This window comes from Trichocoleus sp. Lan, from assembly GCF_039961855.1.
GTDB lineage: Bacteria > Cyanobacteriota > Cyanobacteriia > Cyanobacteriales > FACHB-T130 > FACHB-T130.
Genome location: NZ_JAMPKA010000004.1, coordinates 281,394 through 304,390, shown reverse-complemented (window position 1 = coordinate 304,390; position 22,997 = coordinate 281,394). Strand labels below are relative to the sequence as shown.

Below are 22,997 nucleotides of genomic sequence, written 5' to 3'. Positions count from 1 at the left end.
CTAGCCGGGAAAGCATCAGTGTTTTTTAATCGTGGCGTTATGTAAAGCCCAAGGACTTCGCGCCAGATTACAGTCGATTAACGCCCTAGGCTTTTCCAATCGACATCAACACCCTCAACGAGGAGTGAGGAATTGTAAAGTTGCAGAATAATCAGTAAAAAGACCAAAAATAGCACCATAAAGACGCCCATCAATGGCGTAGTGCCCCACCCCGGAGATACTTTCCCATATTCAGAGTTAAGGGGTTTGAGGACATCTCCTAACCAAGTCCGTTGTGCCATAGCTTTCCTAGGATCAATCTCGACAGAAGTTTTTAACGTTTTGTAATATTGTATAGGAACTGCTCTCATAAATTATCTCACCTATGGAACCCGCAACAGTTCTTAGCATTTCTATCGCTACCTTTCTCGTCGCCATCACCGGCTTCACCATCTACACTGCGTTCGGGCCTCCTTCTAAGGAATTGAGCGATCCGTTTGAAGATCACGAAGACTAAAGCTTTCCGACGACTGACCCGTGTAGGGCGATCAAGTGTAGGGCGATCGCTCTCAGGGGTAAGCGCAGCTACACAAGACATCGCCTGCTGGGTATCTTTCTATCAATGTGTTACCTATGTAGGCGAAACGCTGGAGTGAAATGCGGGGGCAAGTTTGTCCTAATGGGGCGCTGATGATGCGCCAAGCCTGGAGTCGTTTGCATCCAGGTTTGGCTGCGGTGTCCATTACAGATTTGAGCCTTCTGGGTGGCGACCCGGCTGTAGGATGGGATGTTGTTTATCTAGGTAGCGATTAGGTAGCGATCGCTTGACTCTGGATTCCCCCCAGGGGGGAATCCGCCCAATTGTAACTTTGATTACATTCTCCCTTAAAATTTATTGATATCTATACATTTAAGCTTTCAAAGTTCATCCAACAAATATTGATAGCTATCGGGTAAAAAAAATAATAGCTTCTAGGGTTCCGGTTTAAGCCTGAAGATTTAAACGGCTGGTCCGAGAGAAGCGAATCAGTCATGGAGTGTTTTTAGAAATTGAAACACGGACTGGTTACACGGCGGGAGAAAAGCCCGGGAGGTACATAGCAGAAGCTTATCTGTTATGGCTTACCCGGGCTATTGTTTTTGCAAGTCTTCTTTGACTTGGGAGAAAAAATAGAGCTTTTAGACTGACGAAACATCCCATTTTTCCAAACATGACTGACATAAATTCTCAAAACTCGAATTCGGATTTTCAGCCGCCGTCTACTGAAGCGAGTCGCGCCCTAGAGAAAGAAACCCATCTGCCAATGACAGGCTGGCAACAGGAGGTGGCAAAAGGGTTAGAGTTTGGATTAGAGGCAGCAGAAAGTATACGCGATCGCTCTATTTCCACCTTCTCTCGCGGCGAACTTCCCCACTACGCAGGCATTAACACCTTCCTGAAAGCGCCTTATATAGAAGATGTGCGAAAAGTCGGTGAATACGATGTTGCAATTGTAGGCGTACCGCATGATTCTGGCACCACCTACCGGCCTGGAACCCGGTTTGGTCCTCAAGGAATTCGGCGGATTTCGGCTTTGTATACGCCCTATAACTTTGAATTAGGCGTTGATTTGCGAGAGCAAATTACCCTGTGTGATGTTGGAGATATTTTCACAATTCCCGGAAATAACGAAAAGTCATTTGACCAAATTTCTAAAGGAATTGCTCATATCTTTAGTTCTGGTGCTTTCCCAATAATTTTGGGAGGCGATCATTCAATTGGCTATCCCACAGTGCGCGGAGTTTGTCGCCATTTAGGGGATAAAAAACTGGGGATTATTCACTTCGATCGCCACGTCGATACCCAGGAAACAGACCTTGATGAGCGCATGCACACCTGCCCTTGGTTCCATGCCACAAACATCAAAAATGCCAATCCAAAAAACCTCGTGCAATTAGGAATCGGCGGCTGGCAAGTGCCGCGTCAAGGTGTAAAAGTCTGTCGAGAACGAGCCACAAATATTCTGACGGTTACAGACATCACAGAAATGGGTTTGGATGCAGCAGTAAACTTCGCTCTAGAAAGGGCTTTAGACGGAACCGACTGCGTTTATATCAGCTTTGATATTGACTGCATTGATGCCGGTTTTGTCCCAGGAACGGGTTGGCCTGAACCGGGCGGATTATTGCCCCGCGAGGCTCTTTATATGCTGGGCAAAATTGTTCAGAAAGCACCCGTTTGTGGACTTGAGGTGGTGGAAGTGTCGCCCCCTTACGACATCAGCGACATGACATCTTTGATGGCAACTCGAGTGATTTGCGACACGATGGCGCATCTGGTGCTATCAGGACAGTTACCCCGAAAAGAAAAAGCCGCATACATTCACCCCTACGCCCAACCAGAATTAGTTGCGGAGTGGAGTTAAGCCTTGCACGAAACTGACATGACAAAGGCGCTCATTTTCACAGTAAAAGACTGGTGGGAATCCCAAACCGAGCGCCCCCAGATTACCCAGATTCACTTAATTGTTGGTAAGTTCACTTGTGTGGAACCTGTCAGTCTGCAATTTGCCTTTGAGGTACAGACTGCTAACACCTTTTTGGAAGGGGTAGAACTGGTGATTCAGGAAACACCGCTGATTGCCTTTTGTCACCGCTGCCAACAAGAATATGCACCACAAGTTGGATTGCAGTACGGCTGCCCTGAGTGTCACTCACCAATGGAGGATATTCGCTCAGGGAGAGAACTGAAAATTGACCGGATTGAGTATAGTTTTGACGAGGCAAACAAAAACGCTTATGCATCAAACATTTGACGCTGCATTAGGAATTAACTTGCTCCATGCTAATCAGAAAGGAGCCGATCATAACCGAGCGCATTTTGATGAGTGGGGGATTACTTGTTTCAATATTATGAGTAGTCCTGGGGCGGGTAAAACGGCACTGTTAGAGCGATCGCTTGCTGTTTTGACGGATGAGTTGAAAATCGCCGTCATTGAAGGAGATATGACGACGGAGTTGGATGCCGACCGTTTGCGTCAATCTGGAGTCCCTGTAATTGCAATTAATACGGGGCGTTCCTGCCACTTGGATTCCAAGATGGTAGCTGGAGGAATTCATCAACTAGAACACCAATATAATCCTTCGGATTTTGATTTAGTGCTAGTTGAAAATGTCGGTAATTTAGTTTGTCCTGCTGAGTTTGAAGTAGGAGAACACGTTAAAGTTGCTTTGTTGAGCGTGACTGAAGGAGAAGATAAACCCCTCAAGTATCCGGTCATGTTTCAAGAAGCGGATTGTTTATTAATTACCAAGATCGATTTGGCTCCTTATCTCGATATTGATATTAATCGGATTGCAGCCAACGTTCGTCAGATGAACCCTCATGTCACAATTATTGCGGTTTCTGCCAAGACGGGTGAGGGATTAGAAAATTGGTTTGATTGGGTAAAGTCGCAAGTTTTAAATCAACGTTCATCTGCTGCGGCAACAGAAATGCTACCCGCCTAATGAGCCTGCTAGTAAAGAGTGAGACTCAATGAAGACCCGCCAGTTACTTTCTCTATTCTCAGTCTTTTTGCTCAGCCTCGTCATCACGGTTAGTTGTGCTAACCCCCAGCAAACCGCTACATCCTCAAAAACTGAAACAATCCAAATGGGTTTCAGTGTCTGGCCTGGGTGGTTGCCCTGGCAGGTGGCTCAAGAAGAAAAGCTGTTTGACGCGAACAAAGTTAATGTGAATTTGAAGTGGTTTGATGGGTATTTAGATTCCATTAACGCCCTCAATGCTGGTCAGCTCAGCGCGAATACCCAAACCTTGAATGACACGATCAGCTCAGTGGCTGCTGGTTCCGATCAAGTGATTGTATTAGTTAATGACAATTCAACAGGCAACGATAAAATTATTGTTCGGGAAGGTATCAATAGTATTGCCGACCTCAAAGGGAAAAAAATCGCTGCTGAAGAAGGAACCGTCGATCATTTCTTGCTACTTCTCGGACTGAAAAAAGCGGGTTTAACCCAGGCTGATATTACTTTTCAGCCTTTAGAAACCGGCGCAGCCTCAGCTGCTTTTGTTGCGGGTCAAGTGGATGCAGTTGGAGTTTTTGCACCGTTTACCAGCAAGGCATTAGAACGTGCTGGAAGTAAAGAGTTATTCAGTTCTAAGGACTTTCCAGGAGCAATTCCCGATCATTTAACAGTCAGTCGAAAACTGATTACCGAACGTCCTCAAGACGTGCAAGCTTTGGTCAATACTTGGTTCGACACGTTGGCGTTTATCCGCACCAATCCTGACAAAGCTTACGCCACAATGGCAAAACGGGCTGGGGTCACGGTTGATGAATACAAGAAATACGAAGCCGGGACTAAAATCTTTACCATTGAAGATAATTTGAAAGCATTTAGTCCCGGTAATGACATGACCTCTTTGGGTTACGCCGCTCAAGAAATTAGCAAATTTTTAGTTGAGGCTAAGTTAGCTAAACAGGCTCCGAATCTCACCCAAATATTTGACGATCAGTTTATCAAAGCCTACGCGGCAAAGCAAAAATCATGAACCGCTACGCTGAAGATTTGCCGGAAAATAATTCCGCTCGTCCTCGTAAAATGTTATCGCCTAGCGTCTTCTGGCGCATTGGTGAGGAGATTCCTAAAAAATTGGCATGGACTTTAATGGTTCTGTCAATTTGCATCCCGGTTGCTCTTTGGTGGATAGTCTCCAATGCTGGGATAGTCGCACCTTTATTTTTGCCGACTCCCGCTCAAGTTTGGGGCGCTTTTCAGAGGCTTTTAGCAACTGGCGATTTGCAAAAAGATATTGCCTATAGCCTGTTTCGCGTTCTGAGTGGCTTTTCTCTAGCGGCGCTGATTGCAATTCCCTTAGGGATACTGATGGGAACTTTTTCCAGCATTCGAGCGCTGATGGAACCGATTATTGGCATTGTGCGTTATATGCCAGCACCGGCTTTTATTCCCTTACTAATTTTGTATTTTGGTCTGGGAGAAGAACCAAAAATTCTGCTGATTTTTATCGGAACGCTATTTTTTAACACGCTCATGGTGATGGATGCGGTGAAGTTTGTACCGAAAGAGCTATTGGAAACTTCCTACACCTTGGGCGGTCAGCGAAAGCAAGTTTTATTGCAAGTAATTTTTCCCTTTATTCTTCCGAGTATTATCGATGCGGGTCGCGTCAATATGGCAGCTTCTTGGAACTTAGTCATCGTGTCCGAATTGGTGGCAGCGACAGAAGGCTTGGGTCGCCGTATTAGTGTCGCCCAAAGATTTCTCAAGACCGATGAAATTTTTGCGGGACTGATTGTAATTGGCTTGATTGGTTTGACGATCGACCTTTTGTTTCGATTGTTACTGCGCGTGTCTTGTAAGTGGGCTAATGATTAAGAAAAGAAGTAAGCAGTCATTAGTTTTGAAGGATTCGTTCGGTGCTAGTGACCAATGACGATTAGAGTGGGCAACTCAATCTAAAAACTTAAAATTATCACTCATTATGCATTTGCAAGTTTCTCAACTCCATAAACAATTTCCAATTCGACGCGGTTCGCTCGTTGCTCTCAAAGATATCAATTTGCAGATTGAAGAGGGAGAATGTATCTGTGCGGTAGGTGCTTCGGGTTCTGGTAAGTCAACATTGCTACGGTTGATTGCTGGATTGGATACTCCCACGGCGGGGGAAGTTTTGGTCGATGGGGTGCGCGTGACGGGACCTGGCCCTGACCGGGGAATGGTGTTCCAAAGCTATACGCTATATCCGTGGATGACGGTTGCAGAGAACGTGGGATTTGGTTTAAAGCTGCAAGGTGTCTCCTCGATAGAACGACGGCGACGGGTGGCTTATTATCTGGATGTGGTTGGGTTGTCTGGGTTTGCGAAGGCACTTCCGAAGGAACTTTCAGGTGGGATGAAGCAACGGGTCGCGATCGCGCGTGCTTTAGCCTCGCAACCGAAAATTTTACTGATGGATGAACCGTTTGGGGCGTTGGATGTGCAGACGAAAGAAGCGATGCAGCAATTTTTACTAGAAGTCTGGCAACGCACACGGACAACAATATTTATGATTACTCACGATGTTGAGGAAGCAGTGTTTCTATCTCAACGCATCTATGTGCTGAGTTCGCGTCCAGGTACGGTTAAAGAAGAACTGAGTATAAAACTCCCAAGCGATCGCACTTACGACATTAAGTGCAATCCTCTGTTTCAGGATTATAAGGATCGGGTAATGGAACTCCTCCGCGCCGAGGAAGACAAAACTTTACTAAAAAGTAGCTTTCAAGAGTTACCGATGGTGGTTTAAGCAACAAGATCGTTTCATTCTAGTTCCGGAACCCCACCCCAACCCTCCTGAATAAAATTTATTCCTTATCTTCCCTCTGCTGGCGGGGAGATAGAGGGGGGTACGGAGAAGGGGAATTTTGCCTTTTGGGATTAAAAATTATTTCCGATCTTACTCTTGCTGGTGGGGAAGTGAGGAGGTTGTGCAAGTAAGCAGGAACAGGTCAATCGGGTATGCCCAAACCTTCTGTAAGTTTATAACTCGCGCATTTTCCCGTAAAGTTAAGAAATAGAAAAATTTAAGAGTCCTGGGCAGAAAAAGTAGTATTCCTCAAGATTGCCCCCTTGCACTCTCCCTATGAATCGACCCCTCCGTACCTTGGGTGTGCCGCCGAATGCTTGGGCAGTTGATGCGGAAATTGCTGATATCACGCGCCCGCCTTTAAAACCGCAAGTTGTCACCCTAGCCACAGAAACCAAGACGCTACGCCTAGATTTGGCAAAAGCCGCAATTTTGGTGATTGATATGCAGAATGATTTCTGCCATCCAGATGGCTGGCTAGCCCACATTGGCGTAGACGTGACACCCGCCCGAACTCCCATCAGTCCGCTTAAAACGCTGTTGCCAGAATTGCGAACGGCAAACGTTCCGGTGATTTGGGTTAACTGGGGAAACCGTCCCGATTTATTGAATATCAGCGCCAGTGTACGCCATGTTTATAATCCCACTGGCGATGGTGTGGGTTTAGGAGATCCGTTGCCCGCGAATGGTTCGCCAGTGCTGATGGTGGGCAGTTGGGCGGCGGCGGTGGTGGATGAATTGGAACCCAACCCCGAAGATATCCGCGTCGATAAGTACCGGATGAGCGGTTTTTGGGATACACCTCTCGACAGCATCTTGCGGAACCTGGGAAAAACGACTTTGTTCTTTGCCGGAGTCAATGCAGATCAGTGCGTGATGGCAACACTGCAAGATGCTAACTTTCTCGGCTATGACTGCATTTTGGTGAAGGATGGTACTGCTACCACATCCCCAGAGTATTGCTGGCAAGCCACCCTTTATAACGTACAACAGTGTTTTGGTTTCGTGGCAGATTCTCAAGCTATCGTAGAAGCAATTAAGTTGGCTAGTCGCTAATGCTAATCGCCAATGGTAACGAACAATTAGCCATTAGCCAAATCGCTCTCTTTTAGAGGAGAAATGCCCGATGGACTCGTCCCGTTGCATGATTCCGATCGTCAAGTCTCCCAGAGACTATCAAGCCTTTCGCATCAGTCCTGAGGATAGCAATCGGTTAGCGATTGTCTTCGATCCGGCAAGCGCTAACGTTTCATTAACTTTTTGTGTAGAAATTTTTGATATTGGTGGGAAAACTCCTCCCAATCGTCACCAAATGGCTGTGGAGATGTTTTTTGTCCTCAAGGGGCAAGGGCTAGCGACTTGCGACGGCAAAACCGTCCCGATTTGCCCTGGAGACAGCTTATTAGTCCCGCCGACAGGGATTCATAAAATTGAAAATACAGGTTGCGATCGCTTGTATACGCTGTGCTTTATGGTTCCCAACGAAGACTTTGTGGAACTGATTCGCAGCGGCGTCCCCGTCGAGTTGGATGAGGAGGATTTAAGAGTTCTGAATCGTTCAGATGCGCTTGTCGCTTGCTAAAGGTTTAAGAGAAAGAAACGGTTTGTCTGCTTAGTTATTAGTTACGAGTTATGAGTGAAGGAGAGATCCCCGACTTCTCGCAGAAGTCGGGGATCTGAACCGCTCGTATCTGATAACTAAACCAGGCTCGTTATCAATACAAATAAATTCAATAAATAGAGAAAGGTACTTATTGTAATTTAAAGTTTAAACTTATCTAAAAACTGTTTTTAGATAAGTTTAAATTTTAAAATCGTTATAGTTTTGCCATGCTTGCCAAAAAACATAAATAGATAAAATCCCTAGCAAGGTGCGAAAGGCTAAACTGACGACTTCATTGGGCAATTTGGGAAGAAACCGCGTGCTTATTTGCGCCCCCAAGAAACCACCACATCCTAAAAGAAGTCCTTCAACTAACAAAACATTGCCTCTGAAAGCGTGTCCGATAGTCGCTGATATAGCTGTAATAACGATGACACCTAAACTGGTTTGAATGGCGACTTTGATGGTTTCTCCTAAAAGTAAAATTTGCAGCGGCACCATAATTACACCGCCACCAACCCCAAATAAACCTGCGAGTATCCCAGCAGCGCTGCCAGTGGCAATTCTGGCAAAATTTGGATTGAAGAAGATGTTTGAATTTTTAGGGATGGTATCGTGGCTACCTGGAGTTTTTAGTTCCTGTTCTTCTTCCTGCTTCTTCTTGATTGTTAGCTGCTTGCGTAGTTCAACTAAGTAAATATTTAAAAGTAGCAATAATCCAAAAGCTGCTAGCAGTAAATAAGGACGGAATTGGGTAGCTAAATAAGCACCAATTTGTGCAGTGACTACAGCAGGAAATCCAATGGCAATCACTCTTTTGAAGCTGAATAACCCCATCCGCCAGTTTTGGACACTGCCAGAAATTGCCGTAATTAAAATTGCTAGGCTACTGGTGCCAACCGCTTGCACGGGTGTGTATTTCAAAGCGACTAATAAGGGGACAAGAACCGTACCACCGCCAATGCCTAAAAATCCCGCAAGAATTCCGGCAAAGAGTCCAGCGATCGCAAAAATCAATAAACTCGTGGTTGTCATAGTAAAAACGCCTCACGATTGAAGTCGCGGCTATACAAACAAAGCCTGCCTACGCAGACTAATAGGGATTGTATCGCTACAACTGTAGCGGCGATAATTGGGTGAGAACCTCGTCTTCTTGACCTGCTGCCCAACTAGCAAAATGCTTGGCTAAGGATGGCACGAATACCAAGGGATTTGAGAATCCGGAGAAGAGATAAGCGCCGTCTACGTTATTGAGTGCGCCGACTAAGGGAAGGCGATCGCTACTAAACGCAACCAAGCAGTGATGCCACTTTCCGGGTAGATTTTCTAGTGCAGGTAAGATTTTCCCCACCGCAGCACGAAGGTTCGCTTCACTTTGAGCCGCATCAATTTTAGCGTCGGGGTTCGCGATCGCGCGGCTAATTTGACCGATGCGTAAACTGCCATCTTTGAACTGAATCGCACCCGCATCTAGAATCGGTGGAACAGGCTCATAATCGGGTTCATCCCATAAGCGATCGCGTTCAGGGATAGTTGCTTGGGCTTCTAGTTGAAAGCGTTTGATCTCTGCTGGCATCACCGTTGTCTGCAACTGTACATCAACGGGTGGCGTTTCGATGAGTTCGGTATGGGTGAAATACAAACGGATGGGAATCCCCGCAGCTTTGAGTAACTGCCGACTCATGGCACCGGCACAAATAACCGTTTTGGCAGCGTGGTAGGTTGCCGTTGGGGTTTTGACTCCCTGAATCTTTGAGCCTGTGCCGAGTAGTTCCACTACCCGATCGATTTGCACCTCACCCCCAGCGCGGCGAAAAGCTTGAGTGTAACCTTGAGTTATTTTTTCGGGTTCAATGTGACCGTGACGAACCGTTAAAGCAGCAGCGATCGCATCTGGATTTAGTAGCGGTTCCATCTCGCAAGCTTCTGAAACGCTGAGTAACCGAGGCGGAATGGCAAAATCAGCGTAGTTGGCAGCAACTTTCTCTGGATCGTCATCAGTACCAATCGTCAAAATTAAATCCAATTCGCGGAACTGGGTATCGGTGTCTAATTCCTCAGATAAAATGCGGTGACGCTCAATCCCCTCAGCACATAACTGTCGCGTCAACTCAGTCGTCCCTGACCAGTAGGCAATTCCACCATAACTATAGCGAGTGGCACCTTGCAGTGAGGCGTGTTGCTCTAACAAAAGAACCGAAAAGCCTTTGATTGCCAGTTCGTAAGCCAGCGCCGCGCCTGTAATGCCGCCGCCGACAACAATCCAGTCGTAAGTTTTCATCATTGCCATTGGTCATTCCTGCGTCTAATGACTATTTTCCTTCCCCGCGCACACACGCTCTGTAAAGCTCTGTAACCCTAACGAGCCTTGGTTTTGCCTGATTTCTGGAAATGCTTTTCGTCGATTTGAAGAACCAAAAAGCAGGCAGTTGAAGGGTGCTAAGTGCAGATGCCGACAACTCGTCTTCAGTTCAAAGGAAGGTTAACACATGGCATTCGGTCTTCGTAAATTTAATTACAAATATGTTTCAACGCTGGCGCTACTCGGTGCAGGGGCATTTCTATTGTTGAACTCCCAAGCATGGGCGACAGCACTCACTAACAACGCTTCCGGTATTCATGTTTCTAAGACTAACGTAGGCAATACTACCCTCCAAATTGCCGCCCAACCCCAAACCGGCGTCAATCGGCGCGTACAGTTTGCACGGGGGAGAAGCTCTACTACGATTAAGGGAGCGGTGCCCCTAGGCAAAAAAGACATCTATACTTTCAGGGCACGGAAAGGTCAAACAATTATTACAGAAATAACCTGGGAAGGCGATCGCGTAGGTGCCGATAACAACGACGAAGGACTGTCTGGCTTCACCTTCGTTTGGCCTAACGGAGAAGTGATGGAACACCCACAAAATATTTATTTCCAGGCAACATCAACAGGCGATTATCGGGTTGTGGTTGCACAGCCTTATAAGCTGACCAATTCCAGATACACATTTAAGTTGACGATTGAATAAGGAATCGGGCTTAAATAACGTATAAAGTTCGTGTTCCCTAGGGATATGGTATTGCCATGCCCCTAGGGTATTTTTATAGCCGCCCAGCACAGCCACTCAGCACTCGGTCAGCAGCTAGTAGATAATAAGAAATTTCTATGGAGTTACAAATGCAAAGCTGTCCCTGTTGCTGGAATAAGCGCTTATTTGCGTGGTTGCTATCCAAAGGCAACGCTGGATATGAAAAACTGGTAAGCGATCGCAAGCGCGATCTATTTTCTGACTTGCACGGCTATGTGTTGGAAATTGGCCCAGGAACGGGTGCTAACTTCCCTTATTATCCAAAAGACATTCGCTGGATTGGCATCGAGCCGAACCCGTATATGCATCCTTATCTGCGAAAAGAAGCCGAACGAAATGGCTTAAACAATCCCGATATCCGCAGTATTAGCGCCCAACGACTGGAAGCTGAAGATAACAGTATAGATGCAGTCGTTAGTACCCTTGTCTTGTGTTCGGTGCCGGATTTAACGGCAACTTTCCATGAAATCTTGCGAGTTCTCAAACCCGGCGGGCGCTTCTTGTTTCTCGAACACGTCGCCGCACCCCAAGGTACTTTCTTGCGACGGGTACAGGAGGGAGTGCGTCCAGGGTGGAAATTTCTTGCCGATGGTTGCAACCCAGACCGAGAAACTTGGGTAGCATTGGAAAACGCTGGTTTTGACCGCCTCAATTACGAGAAGTTTGAGATCGATTTCCCCATTGTTAGCCCTCAAATCGCCGGTGTCGCGACCAAGTAGCAGGATTATTTGGGAAAGTAATTGAAGTGCTTGGAGTGCGCTCTTTGTGTAGCCCCAGGTTCGCCTGAAACTCAAGTTCAAGGCTCATCGCTCAAGTCCATTGAAATAAACTAAAATTCTTAGGCAGTCTTCTCTTAGAAGACTTGATTCTGTTAGCCAGGAATTAAGCTCCGGGCGGGTAATGCGACTGGTGAAAGATGTGACAACCAACTTATCGTTAGCGTCGAGCTTAAAGTCGCCTGTAACAAGGTTGAAAGTTTATCCTAGATTGCGTCTGCATATTAGCTTTGCCGACCTTGCAGCAAGTCTTTTTTCCTTTCTTTACTTCCCAAACAGAGAGCAAATCATCCGAGACATTCAATTTGATTGGCTGGGAAAGCGAGAACTTTTAGTAACACAATACGATCGCGTCAAAATTCTTTCTAAGCCTGGGTGTAAGAGTGGATGGGACGAGCAAATTGATGAGTGTAGCAAGGTTCTAGTTACACTTTCAGTTAGAACAGCTCTCGATCTGCTGCTACAGTCATTAAACCTTCCTGCTGGGTCGGAAGTGTTGATGAGTAGTGTCAATATTCGGGATATGGTTGAAGTGGTGAAACGGCACGGGTTAGTGCCGATACCCGTTGATATTTCTTTAGATACGCTTGCACCCGATCTCAATTTACTGGAATCTCTGATTTCGGAAAAAAGTAAAGTTTTGATTGTGGCACATTTATTCGGCTCGATTATCGATCTAAAGCCTTATGCCGAACTGTGCAAGAAATACCAGATTTTCTTAGTAGAGGATTGTGCCCAAGCTTTTGCTGGTGACAAATATCACGGTTATCAGGATGCGGATGTAAGTTTATTTAGTTTTGGCCCGATCAAGTCCTGTACCGCGCTTGGGGGAGCGCTCGCTATCATTCGAGAGCGATCGCTTGCTCAACAAATGAGAGAGATCGAGCAACAATATCCCTCCAAGAGCGAGCCTTGGTTTTTTAAACGTATCCTTAAGTATTTTTGCTTAAAGCTTTTTTCGATTCCTTGGATATATTACCCTCTACTGGTTTTTCTTAAATACTTGGGAAAGAATCTCGACTCCGCGATCAACTCAATGACACGGGGGTTTTCTCAAGGAGATATTCTGACAAAAATTAGGTATCGTCCTCCGACTCGGATGCTGGTTCTTTTGAGGCAGAGATTAAGAACCTGCGATACCCAATGGTTTGAAAGGCGGTCAAAAAATGCCCGCAAATTTCTGTCTCTTCTCAAACCCGAAATTCCTTGCCCCGGAAGCCAAACTGAGTACAACTCGTTTTGGGTTGTTCCCATACTGGTTTCAAATCCCCCAGCAATGATGGCAAAACTTAGAGAGTCTGGTTTTGACGCTACTCAAGGAAATACCAGTTTGACCTTTATAGATATAGATATAGATAACGCTTCGTCAGGTGACAAACCAGCGACTGAAGCAGCTGGGAATGCACAACGGCTGATCCAGCATGTGCTTTACCTGCCGGTGTCTGAATCTTTACCGGAAAATGACCTATTGGGTCTTGCACAATTAATCAATTCCATGAAGTGTGCCCCATGACAGCAAAAATGTAAGGGCGACTAGGCGGACTGAATACGCACATATCCCCAAGCTTGAGGCGGTGGGACTAAATTCGCATGCATCAGGATGCTCCTCCCAAAGCATGATTTTTATTATGAAATTGAAATTCTGTCAAGATAATTAAAAAAGATGTTATATTAGTTTACATAGGTTCACACGAGGTTACACATTCATGCGATACACCAATAAAGAAGGGAATACCCTAACCCTCGATGAGTGTATGACTGCCGACAGCTTCTTTATGGAGGCTGATGTGTATGTCGGCGAACCACTAGAGATGCATTTCGACGAAAAACAAGAGCTAAAAGCAGGCAAGAAACCGAAGAAAGCAGTAGCAGCCAATCCAAGCGATCGCACATAAACTGCTCCCTACGAAGGTGTAATGGCTTTACTGTTGCAGAAACTTCAAAAATTAAAGAATTGTGGAAGTGTTACAGAGTGGTTGTTAGAGCGATTGACACCCATAGCAAGATCGGGGGTTTGAAAAAGCTCAACACGGCTAAAACACTTTCCTAAACCGGATATCTCTTCTCTAGACATTAACCTCGGCATACACAACCGAGGTTTTTTCTTGGGATACCATTTAACTTTTGGGCAACGATAGATCAGAAACCCCCGTACCCCGACGTTATCAGGGATGGGATTTCTAAAAACTGAATCTCGATAAGGAGATGTATCGGGTTAAGCGCGATCGCTATTAGCAATCGGCGCTGAAATAATACCCTGTGCCTCCAGTACCGCCGCCACCCGGAGAATCAGCGTCTCGTTGTAAGGTGCGGCGATGATTTGCACTCCTAAAGGCATGGCATCGGGGCGATGAATGGGGACAGAGAGAACCGGCAAACCAATAAAAGATAGGGGTTGCGTGAAGAGTCCTAGGTGGGGACGGACTAGCACCTCCTCGCCAGCAATCGCCATTTTTTCTTGTCCAATCGGAGGGGCAATGCAGGGAGTGGTTGGGGCGAGAATGATATCAACCTCGCTGAAGATTTCCCGAACGCGATCGCGGTACCATTGCCGAAATCTTTGCGCCTGAATGTACCAGCTTGCTGGAATGAGGGCACCCGCTAGAAAGCGATCGCGGGTTGCCGGATCGAAATCTTGAGGACGCGATCGCAAGGAAGCTAAATGCAGATTCGACCCTTCACTCGCCGTAATCACATACGCCGCCGCCCTTGCCCGATGGGGTTCCGGGATGGTGACAGTTTCTTGCACGCCTAACGCCCGCGCGACATTAGCAACCGCTTCCAACGCTTCTGGTTCTGCACCTTGGGCAAAATAAACATCCGCCACGGCAATTCGCAACCCCTCAATGCTCCGCTTAAGATGCGGCAAGCACGGTTCTGGGGGGCGAGTTGTACAAACCGGATCTCTACCATCTGCCCCTTGCAAGACATCAAAAACGGCAGCTAGGTCGCGCACAGAACGGGCAAACGGCCCAATATGATCGAAGCTACTCGAAAACAATCCCGCGCCTGCTCTTGACAAACGCCCATAAGTCGGCTTAAAGCCGAAAACCCCGCAAAATGCCGCAGGAACGCGGATCGAGCCGTTCGTATCCGAACCCAGCGTCAGCGGCACTAACCCAGATGCCACAGCCGCCGCAGAACCTCCAGAAGAACCTCCGGTAACGCGAGTCAGATCGTGGGGGTTTGCTGATGTACCGTAGTGGCTGTTTTCAGTGACAAAGCCGTAAGCGTACTCATCCATGTTCAACGCCCCGACTAGCACGGCACCCGCTTGTTTGAGTTTGGCAACGGCGGTGGCGTCTTGGATCGCTGGAGGATTTTCGGCGTTAATTTTTGCGCCTGCGAGGGTGGTTAAACCGGCGATATCGAAGAGATTTTTAACGGCGAAAGGTACCCCTGCTAAAACACCCGGATCGTCGCCTTGAGCGATCGCGCGATCGATGGTTTCGGCGTCTGCAATTGCCGTCTCAGCCGTAACAGCCGTAAAACAGTTCAGCGTCTGATTCTGGTCGGCAATTCTCGCCAAGGTAGCAGCAACGACGGCTTTTGCTGAAACTTCAGAATTCCGCACGGCATAGGCAATTTGAGTAGCGTCAGGATAGGCTTGGCTCATGGTTGAAACACGGGTGCGGCTTCGATTTCATCGGGCAGAGGAAACTCGTTGACGAGTTGCGCGATCGCGGCAATTTTACTCAGATTCTCCACCACACCTGGATGGTGTTCTGGAGCCAGTGGCAAATCAATTAATTTTGCCATCAAATTGACATATTCTTCAGCGATGTCGTCAGTAGTCATTGCGGAAAAGGGAATGGGGAATAGTGCGTATTACTTGGGCAGATCCCAGATTAGTTCGATGAAAGCAGACTAACTTTCGCGGAGGGTTTGCATAAGTTTGTTCAGATGCGAACTCTATGCGCCAAGTATTTTTTTGTTTTCATGTCGTTTTTATCAACTGAGTTTAATTTAAATTTTATGAATAAATTTCCAGAGCGATCGCGTTGAATGAACGAGATTGGCGTGAATTTAGACACTAAAACCCAAAGATACCGGGAAAAAGTGGCGAGTTGCGATTTTGAGCGCGATCGCTGCTAATCATTGGGAATCCTAACAACTCAATAAATAATCCATAAGGTGAATACCAAAAAATTGTCATCTATCTTAGGGTAAAAAAAGCCTTGATGAAGGTGCGCTTTGGATTTCAATTTTGAAAGGTTCATGCTGAAAGTAACACGCTCCCAACTGCTGAGCTATGGCGTGGCTGTCTTGAGTGTGGTGGTAGCACTGCTACTGACACTCCTGTTACAGCCGCTGATGGGACCGCTCATTTTCCCTTTCTTTTATGCAGCAGTGTCGATTAGTGCCTGGTATGGTGGCATGGCTACGGGGCTGCTAGCTGCAATTTTATCGGCTTTAGTTACCAATTTCCTCTTCTTAGGGCCGCTCTATTCTGTAAACGTCACCAGCACGAGCCTTGTAGTGCGACTGGGTGTATTTATTCTGGTGACGTTCTTGATCAGCTCGCTGAACTCAGAACTACACACTGCAAAACAGCGGCTAGAGACGAGTCTGCTGAAGCTACAAGCAAGTGAGAAGCGCTATCGTCGCCTCATCGATACTGCCAACGAAGGCATCTGGACAATCGATACCCAAGGACGGACAGACTACGTCAACCAGCGAATGGCGCAAATGCTGGGATACAGGGTGGAAGAAATCCTGGAACGATCCATTTTCGACTTTGTGGATGAAGCGTCGCGCCAGGAAGCACTGCAAAAAATACTACAACCCAACCCAGACGTCACCGCTCAATATGACTTGCAGTTCCGCCGCAAAGACGGCTCGGATCTCTGGGCAATTGTATGTACCAGTCCAATTTTCAGCGACATGGGGGAATTCCTCGGCACGCTTGCCATGATTACCGATGTCAGCGATCGCAAGCAAGCAGAGTTGGTGCTACAGGAGTCCACCCGTCGCGTTACGAACGTCCTAGAGAGCATCACTGATGCGTTTGTCGCTTTGGATCGCCAGTGGCGGATCACCTATGTAAACCATGAAACAGCGAGGCTCAACGGGCAAAAGCTGGAGGAAATCGTTGGAAAAACTCACTGGGAGCAATGGCCTTGGTCAGTAGGGACGAAAGTTGAGCGAGAATATCGACGGGCAATTACCGAGCAGGTGGCTGTCCATTTCGAGGTGTTCTACGAGCCGTTAAGCATCTGGTTAGAGATCCATGCTTATCCTTCCGAAGACGGGCTGAGCATTTATTACCGGGACATCACCGAGCGCAAGCAAGCGCAGGAGACGCTGGAAAAAAAAGAAAATGAACTCCGCCTGATTACAAATGCCTTGCCAGTCCTGATTGCCTATATCAATTCAGAACAGCGCTATTGCTTTCACAACAAAGCCTATGAAGAATGGTTCGGGGATTATGGCACGCAAGTGAATGGAAAGCAAGTTCGGGAGGTTCTGGGCGAAGCCGCTTATGAAGCGACTCGTCCGTATATCGAAGCAGTCTTGTCAGGAAAACAAGTTACTTACGAAACCGAAATCCCTTATCAAGATGGTGGCATCCGCTACATCAGTGCCACTTACATTCCCCAGTTTGACAGTCTTGGGCAAGTTGAAGGATTTGTCGGCTTAGTTAGCGATATCAGCGATCGCAAAGCATCTGAGGAAGCGTTGCGTCGCTCGGAAGAGCGCTTCCGCAGACTCTTCGACTCCAACCTGAGCGGCGTTGCCTTCTGGAATTTGGATGGTTTCATCACTGAAGCCAATGACGCTTACCTCCGCTTGGTTGGCTACACCCGCGAAGAATTTACCGAATTGGGAAAAATCAGTTGGAAAAACCTAACGCCCCCAGAGTACCAACACGTAGATGAGCGAGCGATCGCAGAGGTTCTAGCAACGGGAGTTTCCAATATTTACGAGAAAGAGTACGTCCAACGGGACGGCAAGCGAGTGCCGATCGTTCTGGGGATTGCCTTGCTTAACGACTCTCAGCAAGAGGGTGTCGCCTTTTTACTGGACATTAGCGATCGCAAACAAGTAGAGGCAGAACGCGCTGTGCTTTTATCCTTAGAGCAAATCGCCCGTGCGGAAGCAGAAGCCGCTAGAGAGCAAGTCTCCAATATTCTCGAAAGCATCACCGACGGCTTTCTCGCCTTCGACCGCGAGTGGCGTTTCACCTACGTCAACCGCGAGGGAGCCAGAACTTTGGGTCGTTCCCCGGAAGAACTTCTGGGCAAGAACTTCTGGGAAGAGTTGCCAGAAGTTGTCAACACCCGCTTCGATCAGATGTACCGGCGGGTAATTGCCGAGCAAGTGCCTCTGGAACTGGAAGACTATTACCCACCATTCGACGCTTGGTTTGTCGTCCGCGCTTACCCTACGGAAACCGGAGGACTATCGCTATACTTCCGCAATATTAGCGATCGCAAGCACGCTGAAGCCGCATTAATCGAAAGTGAGGAACGCTTTCGCCTAATGGCAGATACGGCTCCCGTCTTGATTTGGATGTCTGGTTTAGACAAGCTCTATTACTACTTCAATAAACCTTGGCTAAACTTTACTGGCAGGACTTTGGAACAAGAGATGGGCAACGGTTGGATAGAAGGAGTCCATCCCGACGATCTCCAGTTTTTAGATACTTATGTAAATGCCTTTGATGCTCGTCAAGATTTCAAAATGGAATATCGTCTCAGACGCTTTGATGGGGAGTACCGATGGCTTCTAGAGATTGGGATTCCCCGATTTACACCGGATGGCAGTTTTCTGGGTTATATCGGCTCGTGTATCGACATTAGCGATCGCAAAGAAGCTGAAGCATCGATTCGACAACTCAATGAAAAGTTAGAAAAACGGGTCCAAGAACGGACTGCTCAACTAGAAGCTGCTAATAAAGAACTTGAATCTTTCTCCTACTCGGTTTCCCATGACTTGCGGGCACCACTTCGCCATATTAGCGGTTTCGTGGACTTGCTCCTAAAACGGCTAGGGTCAACAACCCTCGATGAAACCAGTCTGCGTTATCTCAAAACGATTGCCCAGACCACTAAACAAGCCGGAGTTCTCGTCGATGAACTGCTCGCCTTTTCCCGCATGGGGCGCACTGAGATGCGCTATGCATCGATTAATATGGATCGGCTGGTTCGAGAAGTCCAACGCGATCTAGAGCCGGAAATCAATAACCGGGCGGTAACTTGGCAACTTGAAAACTTACCTGAAGTCCAAGGCGACCCTTCCATGTTACGGCTGGTACTCCAGAATCTGATGGCGAATGCTATTAAGTACACGCAGACACGCACCCATGCCGAAATAGAAATTGGCAGCACTGACAATGAGTCTGAGGTTGTCTTTTTTATTCGTGATAATGGCGTAGGATTCGATATGCAGTACGTACACAAACTTTTTGGCGTATTTCAGCGCCTGCACAGCCAACAAGAGTTCGAGGGGACTGGCATTGGATTGGCGAACGTCCAGCGAATTATCCATCGTCATGGCGGTCGAACCTGGGCAGAGGGTGCGGTAGAGGGTGGAGCAACTTTCTACTTCTCATTGCCAAAATTGGCAGGAAAAACATGAAAATTAAAAATGCAAAATTAAAAATTAAGAAGAATAAATTTTTTAATTTTTAATTGATACAGGGGGATGAATGAAAGAATTGAAACGAATTTTGCTAGTTGAAGATAGTCCCAACGATGTTGAGTTAACACTCGCAGCGCTAGAGGAAAACCATCTAGCGAATGAAGTGGTGGTCGTGCGCGACGGGGAGGAAGCGCTAGATTATCTCTATCGACGGGGGATTTTTAAGCTGCGGATTGAAGGGAATCCGGTCGTGGTACTGCTAGATCTAAAATTACCCAAAGTGGATGGGCTGGAAGTGCTAGCACAGTTGAAGTCTGACCCTACGATGAAAGTAATCCCAATCGTCATGCTGACTTCTTCACGGGAGGAGCAAGATCTGATTAGGAGTTACGATTTAGGGGTGAATGCTTATGTTGTGAAGCCCGTTGATTTTCATGAATTTGTGAACGCCATCCAGGAAATCGGGCTTTTTTGGGCAATCGTCAATCAGCCACCACCTGGTTCTTTACCCATTGCCTGTACTGTCTAAGCAGGTAGAAGAAATTAAGCATTCACGATGGAGTTTATTCATGAAAACAAGGGATTATAAACGAAAATTTTTTAAATTATGAGTTTTAAATTTGGAATCAAAAAAAAATCTAATCACTCAAAATCAAAACTTTCATTTTCAGTTTTCAGCTTTAAGCAGTAATGTTGATTTCCACGGTTGCGCTGAATAATCAAAAAAAGGTTTGAGTCCTGTGAAAGTACTGCGTATCCTCCTACTCGAAGACAGTCTGCTAGATACAGAACTCATCTATGCGAATTTAAGCAATGGTGGGATTGACTGCGAGTTGGTGCAAGTAGAGACGCGCACTGACTTTGTTACAGCACTAGAAACAGACTCTTTTGACTTGATTCTCTCAGATTACTCACTGCCGTCGTTTGATGGCATCTCAGCGCTGAAAATCGCTCGCTCCCTTTGCTGCGATGTGCCATTTATTTTTGTCTCGGCGACGATTGGCGAGGAATTGGCGATTGACACTCTGAAAAACGGTGCGACAGACTACGTGGTGAAGCAACGGCTAGAGCGACTGGTGCCATCAGTCATGCGAGCTTTGCGAGAAAGCCAGGAACGCAGCGATCGCAAAGCTGCGGAACAAGACCTACACAAAAGCCACGAGCGGCTCAAGCTTCTATCGGAAACGGCAAGCAAGTTACTGTTGAACGATCGACCGCAAGAACTGATCGAAAACCTATTTCAAGAACTTTCTTCTCATCTAGGGCTTGAAGTTTATTTCAACTACTTGGTCGATCGGGAAAAACAACTTCTGCATTTAAACTGTTGTGGTGGAGTTTCCGAGCAAGTTTCTCAAGAAAGAGAGTGGTTGGATTTGGGTGAAACTGTGTGTGGACGTGTCGCTTTAGAGCGTCACCACTTCGTCGCAGAGAACGTTCAGCAATCCACAGACCCGAAAATAGAAATGGCGCGATCGCTGGGAATGACAGCTTATACTTGTCACCCGTTACTCGCCCACGGTCAGCTCATGGGAACCCTTTCTTTTGGCACCCGCAACCGCATCCGTTTCGAGACGGATGAAATTGAATTGATGAAGGTTGTTTGCGATCAGGTAGCGATCGCATTAGAACGCGCCCAAATGTTAACCCGTCAACGGCAATATACCAGCCGTTTGCAACGCCTCGCAGAGGCATCCGTTTCCATCAACTCAACCCTATCTCTCGAAGAGTTGCTACGGTTGATTACGGAGCAGTCCCGCGACATTATTGGGGCACATCAGTCAGTCACAAGCTTGACGCTAGACGAGAACTGGGCACAGGCGATTAACTCAGTCTCTCTGTCAGATAAGTACGCGCAGTGGCGAGATTACAGTGAAACAACTGATGGTTCTGGCATCTATGCACTGGTCTGTAGCATGAAGCGCCCGATGCGGATGACGCAAGCCGAACTAGAAGCACATCCAGCTTGGCGAGGTTTTGGGAAGGCGGCGGACAACCACCCACCCATGCGGGGTTGGCTGGCTGTTCCCCTGATCGGTCGCAATGGACAAAATATCGGTTTAATTCAGCTTTCCGACAAATACGAGGGGGAATTTACCGAAGAGGACGAAGCCATCCTGGTACAAATGGCTCAGATGGCATCGGCGGCGATTGATAATGCACAGCTTTACCAAGAATCTCAGCAAGCGAATCGCATGAAGGATGAGTTCTTGGCGATACTTTCTCACGAGTTGCGATCGCCGCTCAACCCAATCCTCGGTTGGACGCAACTACTCCGCACCCGCAAGTTTGACCAAGCTACCACCACTCGTGCGATTGAAACTATCGAGCGCAATGCTAAGTTACAGACACAGCTCATTGATGATTTGCTGGATGTCTCGCGGATCATCCGCGGAAAAGTCGGTCTAAATATCTCCCCAATCAACCTAGTCTCTACCCTTGAGGCAGCTATCGACACGGTGCGTCTGGCGGCTGACGCGAAATCGATTCAGCTTCAGTCTTTCCTCGATCCATCTGTAGGGCTGGTTTCGGGGGATTCCAGCCGCATACAACAAGTTGTTTGGAATTTGCTCTCAAACGCGATTAAGTTTACGCCGGAAGGCGGTCGTGTTGAGATAAGACTGTCAATGGTCAGCGGTCAAAAGTCATTCGCCAACGAACGCGAATTCATGACAAATGAAGGACTCAGGACTAATCGCAACTATGCCCAAATTCAAGTCCTTGACACCGGAAAGGGTATCCGTGCTGACTTTTTGCCCCATGTCTTTGATTACTTCCGACAAGCGGATGGCTCAACGACTCGGAAGCACGGTGGACTGGGACTCGGTTTGGCAATCGTGCATCATTTAGTAGAACTGCACGGTGGGACTGTCTACGCAGAAAGTCCGGGCGAAGGACAGGGAGCAACTTTCACAGTAATATTGCCACTTATCAAGAGTGAGGCGAAAAAACTAACAATGGAAGAAGATGTTTTATTGGGTTCTGAATCCTCCGTCGGCAGCGCTTTACTCGATGGCGTGCGAGTACTGGTTGTGGACGATGATACTGACACGCGGGAATTTCTGACCTTCATGCTGGAACAATATGGCGCTGAAGCGATCGCAGCGGCATCGGCACAAGAAGCATTTGAGCGAATCCCTCAAGTCAGACCGGATGTTCTGGTGAGTGACATTGGGATGCCCGACGAGGATGGCTATTCTTTGCTTGGGAAAGTGCGGAAACTGGATGCCAGCCAAGGAGGAGACACTCCGGCGATCGCGCTGACTGCCTATGCGAGGGAAGAAGACCGCACGCAGGCTCTCTCGGCAGGCTTTCAGATGCATTTGGCGAAGCCAGTTGAGCCAGATGAATTGGCGAATGTGGTTGCAAAGCTGGCGGCAAGCACTTCAAATCGATAACTGCTAATTCTAATAGATGAATATCAATAGAAATTGTGGTTTGTACAATTGGGTAGTTTTTCGCAGCGATCGCTAGTCTTAACCTTAGAGTTTTTCGTAGCGATCGCGAGTCTTAACCCTTCCAAGGTTAATCAAACTTTTTTTAAATTTAATAAAACTTAATCTTATATTAACGAGGATTTTACCACTTTTAGGTCTGCAACTCAAACCCCCCAGGAAAGTTTTTTGTTTATAGCT

General features: G+C 47.1%; 23 protein-coding genes and 1 riboswitch. Of the genes, 17 read left to right on the top strand and 6 right to left on the bottom strand.

Annotated elements, in window-relative coordinates; translation table 11 throughout:
- Positions 1-77: 77 nt before the first annotated feature.
- On the bottom strand, positions 78-281 hold the full coding sequence (psbH, locus tag NDA03_RS05820) for a photosystem II reaction center protein PsbH (RefSeq protein ID WP_190411417.1): 204 nt from the start codon (positions 279-281) through the stop codon (positions 78-80).
- A gap of 83 nt (positions 282-364) precedes the next feature.
- On the opposite strand from psbH, the gene psbN reads away from it, so the two are divergent.
- From psbN to NDA03_RS05770, 10 genes are all read left to right on the top strand, one after another.
- A complete protein-coding gene (gene psbN, locus NDA03_RS05815; RefSeq protein WP_190411418.1) occupies positions 365-496 on the top strand; it encodes a photosystem II reaction center protein PsbN in 132 nt (43 codons plus the stop codon).
- 140 nt (positions 497-636) lie between these two features.
- Complete coding sequence (locus NDA03_RS05810) at positions 637-792, top strand: hypothetical protein (protein WP_190436391.1); 156 nt, start codon at positions 637-639, stop codon at positions 790-792.
- A gap of 148 nt (positions 793-940) precedes the next feature.
- A riboswitch (guanidine-I (ykkC/yxkD leader) is annotated at positions 941-1,074 on the top strand.
- A gap of 116 nt (positions 1,075-1,190) precedes the next feature.
- Positions 1,191-2,384, top strand: a complete 1,194-nt coding sequence (gene speB, locus NDA03_RS05805; RefSeq protein WP_190411419.1) for an agmatinase — start codon at positions 1,191-1,193, stop codon at positions 2,382-2,384.
- A 3-nt stretch (positions 2,385-2,387) separates the two neighbouring features.
- Entirely contained in the window at positions 2,388-2,774 is a 387-nt protein-coding gene (hypA, locus tag NDA03_RS05800; RefSeq protein ID WP_199306142.1) for a hydrogenase maturation nickel metallochaperone HypA, read from the top strand.
- Complete coding sequence (gene hypB / locus NDA03_RS05795) at positions 2,758-3,468, top strand: hydrogenase nickel incorporation protein HypB (RefSeq protein WP_190526819.1); 711 nt, start codon at positions 2,758-2,760, stop codon at positions 3,466-3,468. Before hypA ends, hypB begins: the two co-directional genes overlap by 17 nt.
- Before the next feature lie 28 nt (positions 3,469-3,496).
- Positions 3,497-4,516: an ABC transporter substrate-binding protein gene (locus NDA03_RS05790; RefSeq protein WP_190526821.1), complete on the top strand. Its 1,020-nt coding sequence runs from the start codon at positions 3,497-3,499 to the stop codon at positions 4,514-4,516.
- Positions 4,513-5,361: an ABC transporter permease gene (locus NDA03_RS05785; RefSeq protein ID WP_190411422.1), complete on the top strand. Its 849-nt coding sequence runs from the start codon at positions 4,513-4,515 to the stop codon at positions 5,359-5,361. Before NDA03_RS05790 ends, NDA03_RS05785 begins: the two co-directional genes overlap by 4 nt.
- Before the next feature lie 106 nt (positions 5,362-5,467).
- The gene (locus tag NDA03_RS05780; RefSeq protein WP_348237541.1) at positions 5,468-6,271 is read left to right on the top strand and encodes an ABC transporter ATP-binding protein; all 804 of its coding nucleotides are present in this window, start codon (positions 5,468-5,470) and stop codon (positions 6,269-6,271) included.
- 336 nt (positions 6,272-6,607) lie between these two features.
- A complete protein-coding gene (locus NDA03_RS05775) occupies positions 6,608-7,387 on the top strand; it encodes a cysteine hydrolase family protein (RefSeq protein WP_348237540.1) in 780 nt (259 codons plus the stop codon).
- Positions 7,388-7,457: 70 nt separating this feature from the next.
- Positions 7,458-7,913 carry a cupin domain-containing protein gene (locus tag NDA03_RS05770; RefSeq protein WP_190411425.1) on the top strand — a complete coding sequence of 152 codons (456 nt, stop codon included), beginning with the start codon at positions 7,458-7,460 and terminating at the stop codon, positions 7,911-7,913.
- Between the two features lie 219 nt (positions 7,914-8,132).
- On the opposite strand, the gene NDA03_RS05765 is transcribed toward NDA03_RS05770, so the two are convergent.
- The gene (locus tag NDA03_RS05765; RefSeq protein WP_348237539.1) at positions 8,133-8,969 is read right to left on the bottom strand and encodes a sulfite exporter TauE/SafE family protein; all 837 of its coding nucleotides are present in this window, start codon (positions 8,967-8,969) and stop codon (positions 8,133-8,135) included.
- Positions 8,970-9,045: 76 nt separating this feature from the next.
- On the bottom strand, positions 9,046-10,215 hold the full coding sequence (locus NDA03_RS05760) for an FAD-binding oxidoreductase (protein WP_348237554.1): 1,170 nt from the start codon (positions 10,213-10,215) through the stop codon (positions 9,046-9,048).
- Between the two features lie 208 nt (positions 10,216-10,423).
- Between NDA03_RS05760 and NDA03_RS05755 the strand changes: the two genes are divergently transcribed.
- From NDA03_RS05755 to NDA03_RS05740, 4 genes are all read left to right on the top strand, one after another.
- Positions 10,424-10,945: a hypothetical protein gene (locus tag NDA03_RS05755; RefSeq protein WP_190526835.1), complete on the top strand. Its 522-nt coding sequence runs from the start codon at positions 10,424-10,426 to the stop codon at positions 10,943-10,945.
- A 149-nt stretch (positions 10,946-11,094) separates the two neighbouring features.
- A complete protein-coding gene (locus NDA03_RS05750) occupies positions 11,095-11,724 on the top strand; it encodes a class I SAM-dependent methyltransferase (RefSeq protein WP_348237538.1) in 630 nt (209 codons plus the stop codon).
- Positions 11,725-11,974: 250 nt separating this feature from the next.
- A complete protein-coding gene (locus tag NDA03_RS05745; protein WP_348237537.1) occupies positions 11,975-13,294 on the top strand; it encodes an aminotransferase class V-fold PLP-dependent enzyme in 1,320 nt (439 codons plus the stop codon).
- Positions 13,295-13,487: 193 nt separating this feature from the next.
- The gene (locus tag NDA03_RS05740) at positions 13,488-13,676 is read left to right on the top strand and encodes a hypothetical protein (protein WP_190411487.1); all 189 of its coding nucleotides are present in this window, start codon (positions 13,488-13,490) and stop codon (positions 13,674-13,676) included.
- A 320-nt stretch (positions 13,677-13,996) separates the two neighbouring features.
- Here the strand turns inward: NDA03_RS05740 and NDA03_RS05735 are convergent, their stop codons facing one another.
- The 3 genes from NDA03_RS05735 to NDA03_RS05725 form a co-directional block, all read right to left on the bottom strand.
- Complete coding sequence (locus tag NDA03_RS05735; RefSeq protein WP_348237535.1) at positions 13,997-15,397, bottom strand: AtzE family amidohydrolase; 1,401 nt, start codon at positions 15,395-15,397, stop codon at positions 13,997-13,999.
- Positions 15,394-15,579 carry a DUF4089 domain-containing protein gene (locus tag NDA03_RS05730; protein ID WP_190411431.1) on the bottom strand — a complete coding sequence of 62 codons (186 nt, stop codon included), beginning with the start codon at positions 15,577-15,579 and terminating at the stop codon, positions 15,394-15,396. The genes NDA03_RS05735 and NDA03_RS05730 overlap by 4 nt, the downstream gene beginning before the upstream one ends.
- A gap of 235 nt (positions 15,580-15,814) precedes the next feature.
- Entirely contained in the window at positions 15,815-15,937 is a 123-nt protein-coding gene (locus NDA03_RS05725; RefSeq protein WP_277879305.1) for a hypothetical protein, read from the bottom strand.
- Positions 15,938-15,999: 62 nt separating this feature from the next.
- Between NDA03_RS05725 and NDA03_RS05720 the strand changes: the two genes are divergently transcribed.
- The 3 genes from NDA03_RS05720 to NDA03_RS05710 all read left to right on the top strand — a co-directional run bounded on the left by NDA03_RS05720 (position 16,000) and on the right by NDA03_RS05710 (position 22,760).
- Positions 16,000-19,362: a PAS domain S-box protein gene (locus NDA03_RS05720; RefSeq protein WP_190532757.1), complete on the top strand. Its 3,363-nt coding sequence runs from the start codon at positions 16,000-16,002 to the stop codon at positions 19,360-19,362.
- Positions 19,363-19,432: 70 nt separating this feature from the next.
- On the top strand, positions 19,433-19,894 hold the full coding sequence (locus NDA03_RS05715; protein ID WP_348237534.1) for a response regulator: 462 nt from the start codon (positions 19,433-19,435) through the stop codon (positions 19,892-19,894).
- A 211-nt stretch (positions 19,895-20,105) separates the two neighbouring features.
- Positions 20,106-22,760, top strand: coding sequence for a response regulator (locus NDA03_RS05710; RefSeq protein ID WP_348237532.1), 2,655 nt, complete (start codon positions 20,106-20,108; stop codon positions 22,758-22,760).
- The last annotated feature ends 237 nt before the right edge of the window (positions 22,761-22,997 follow it).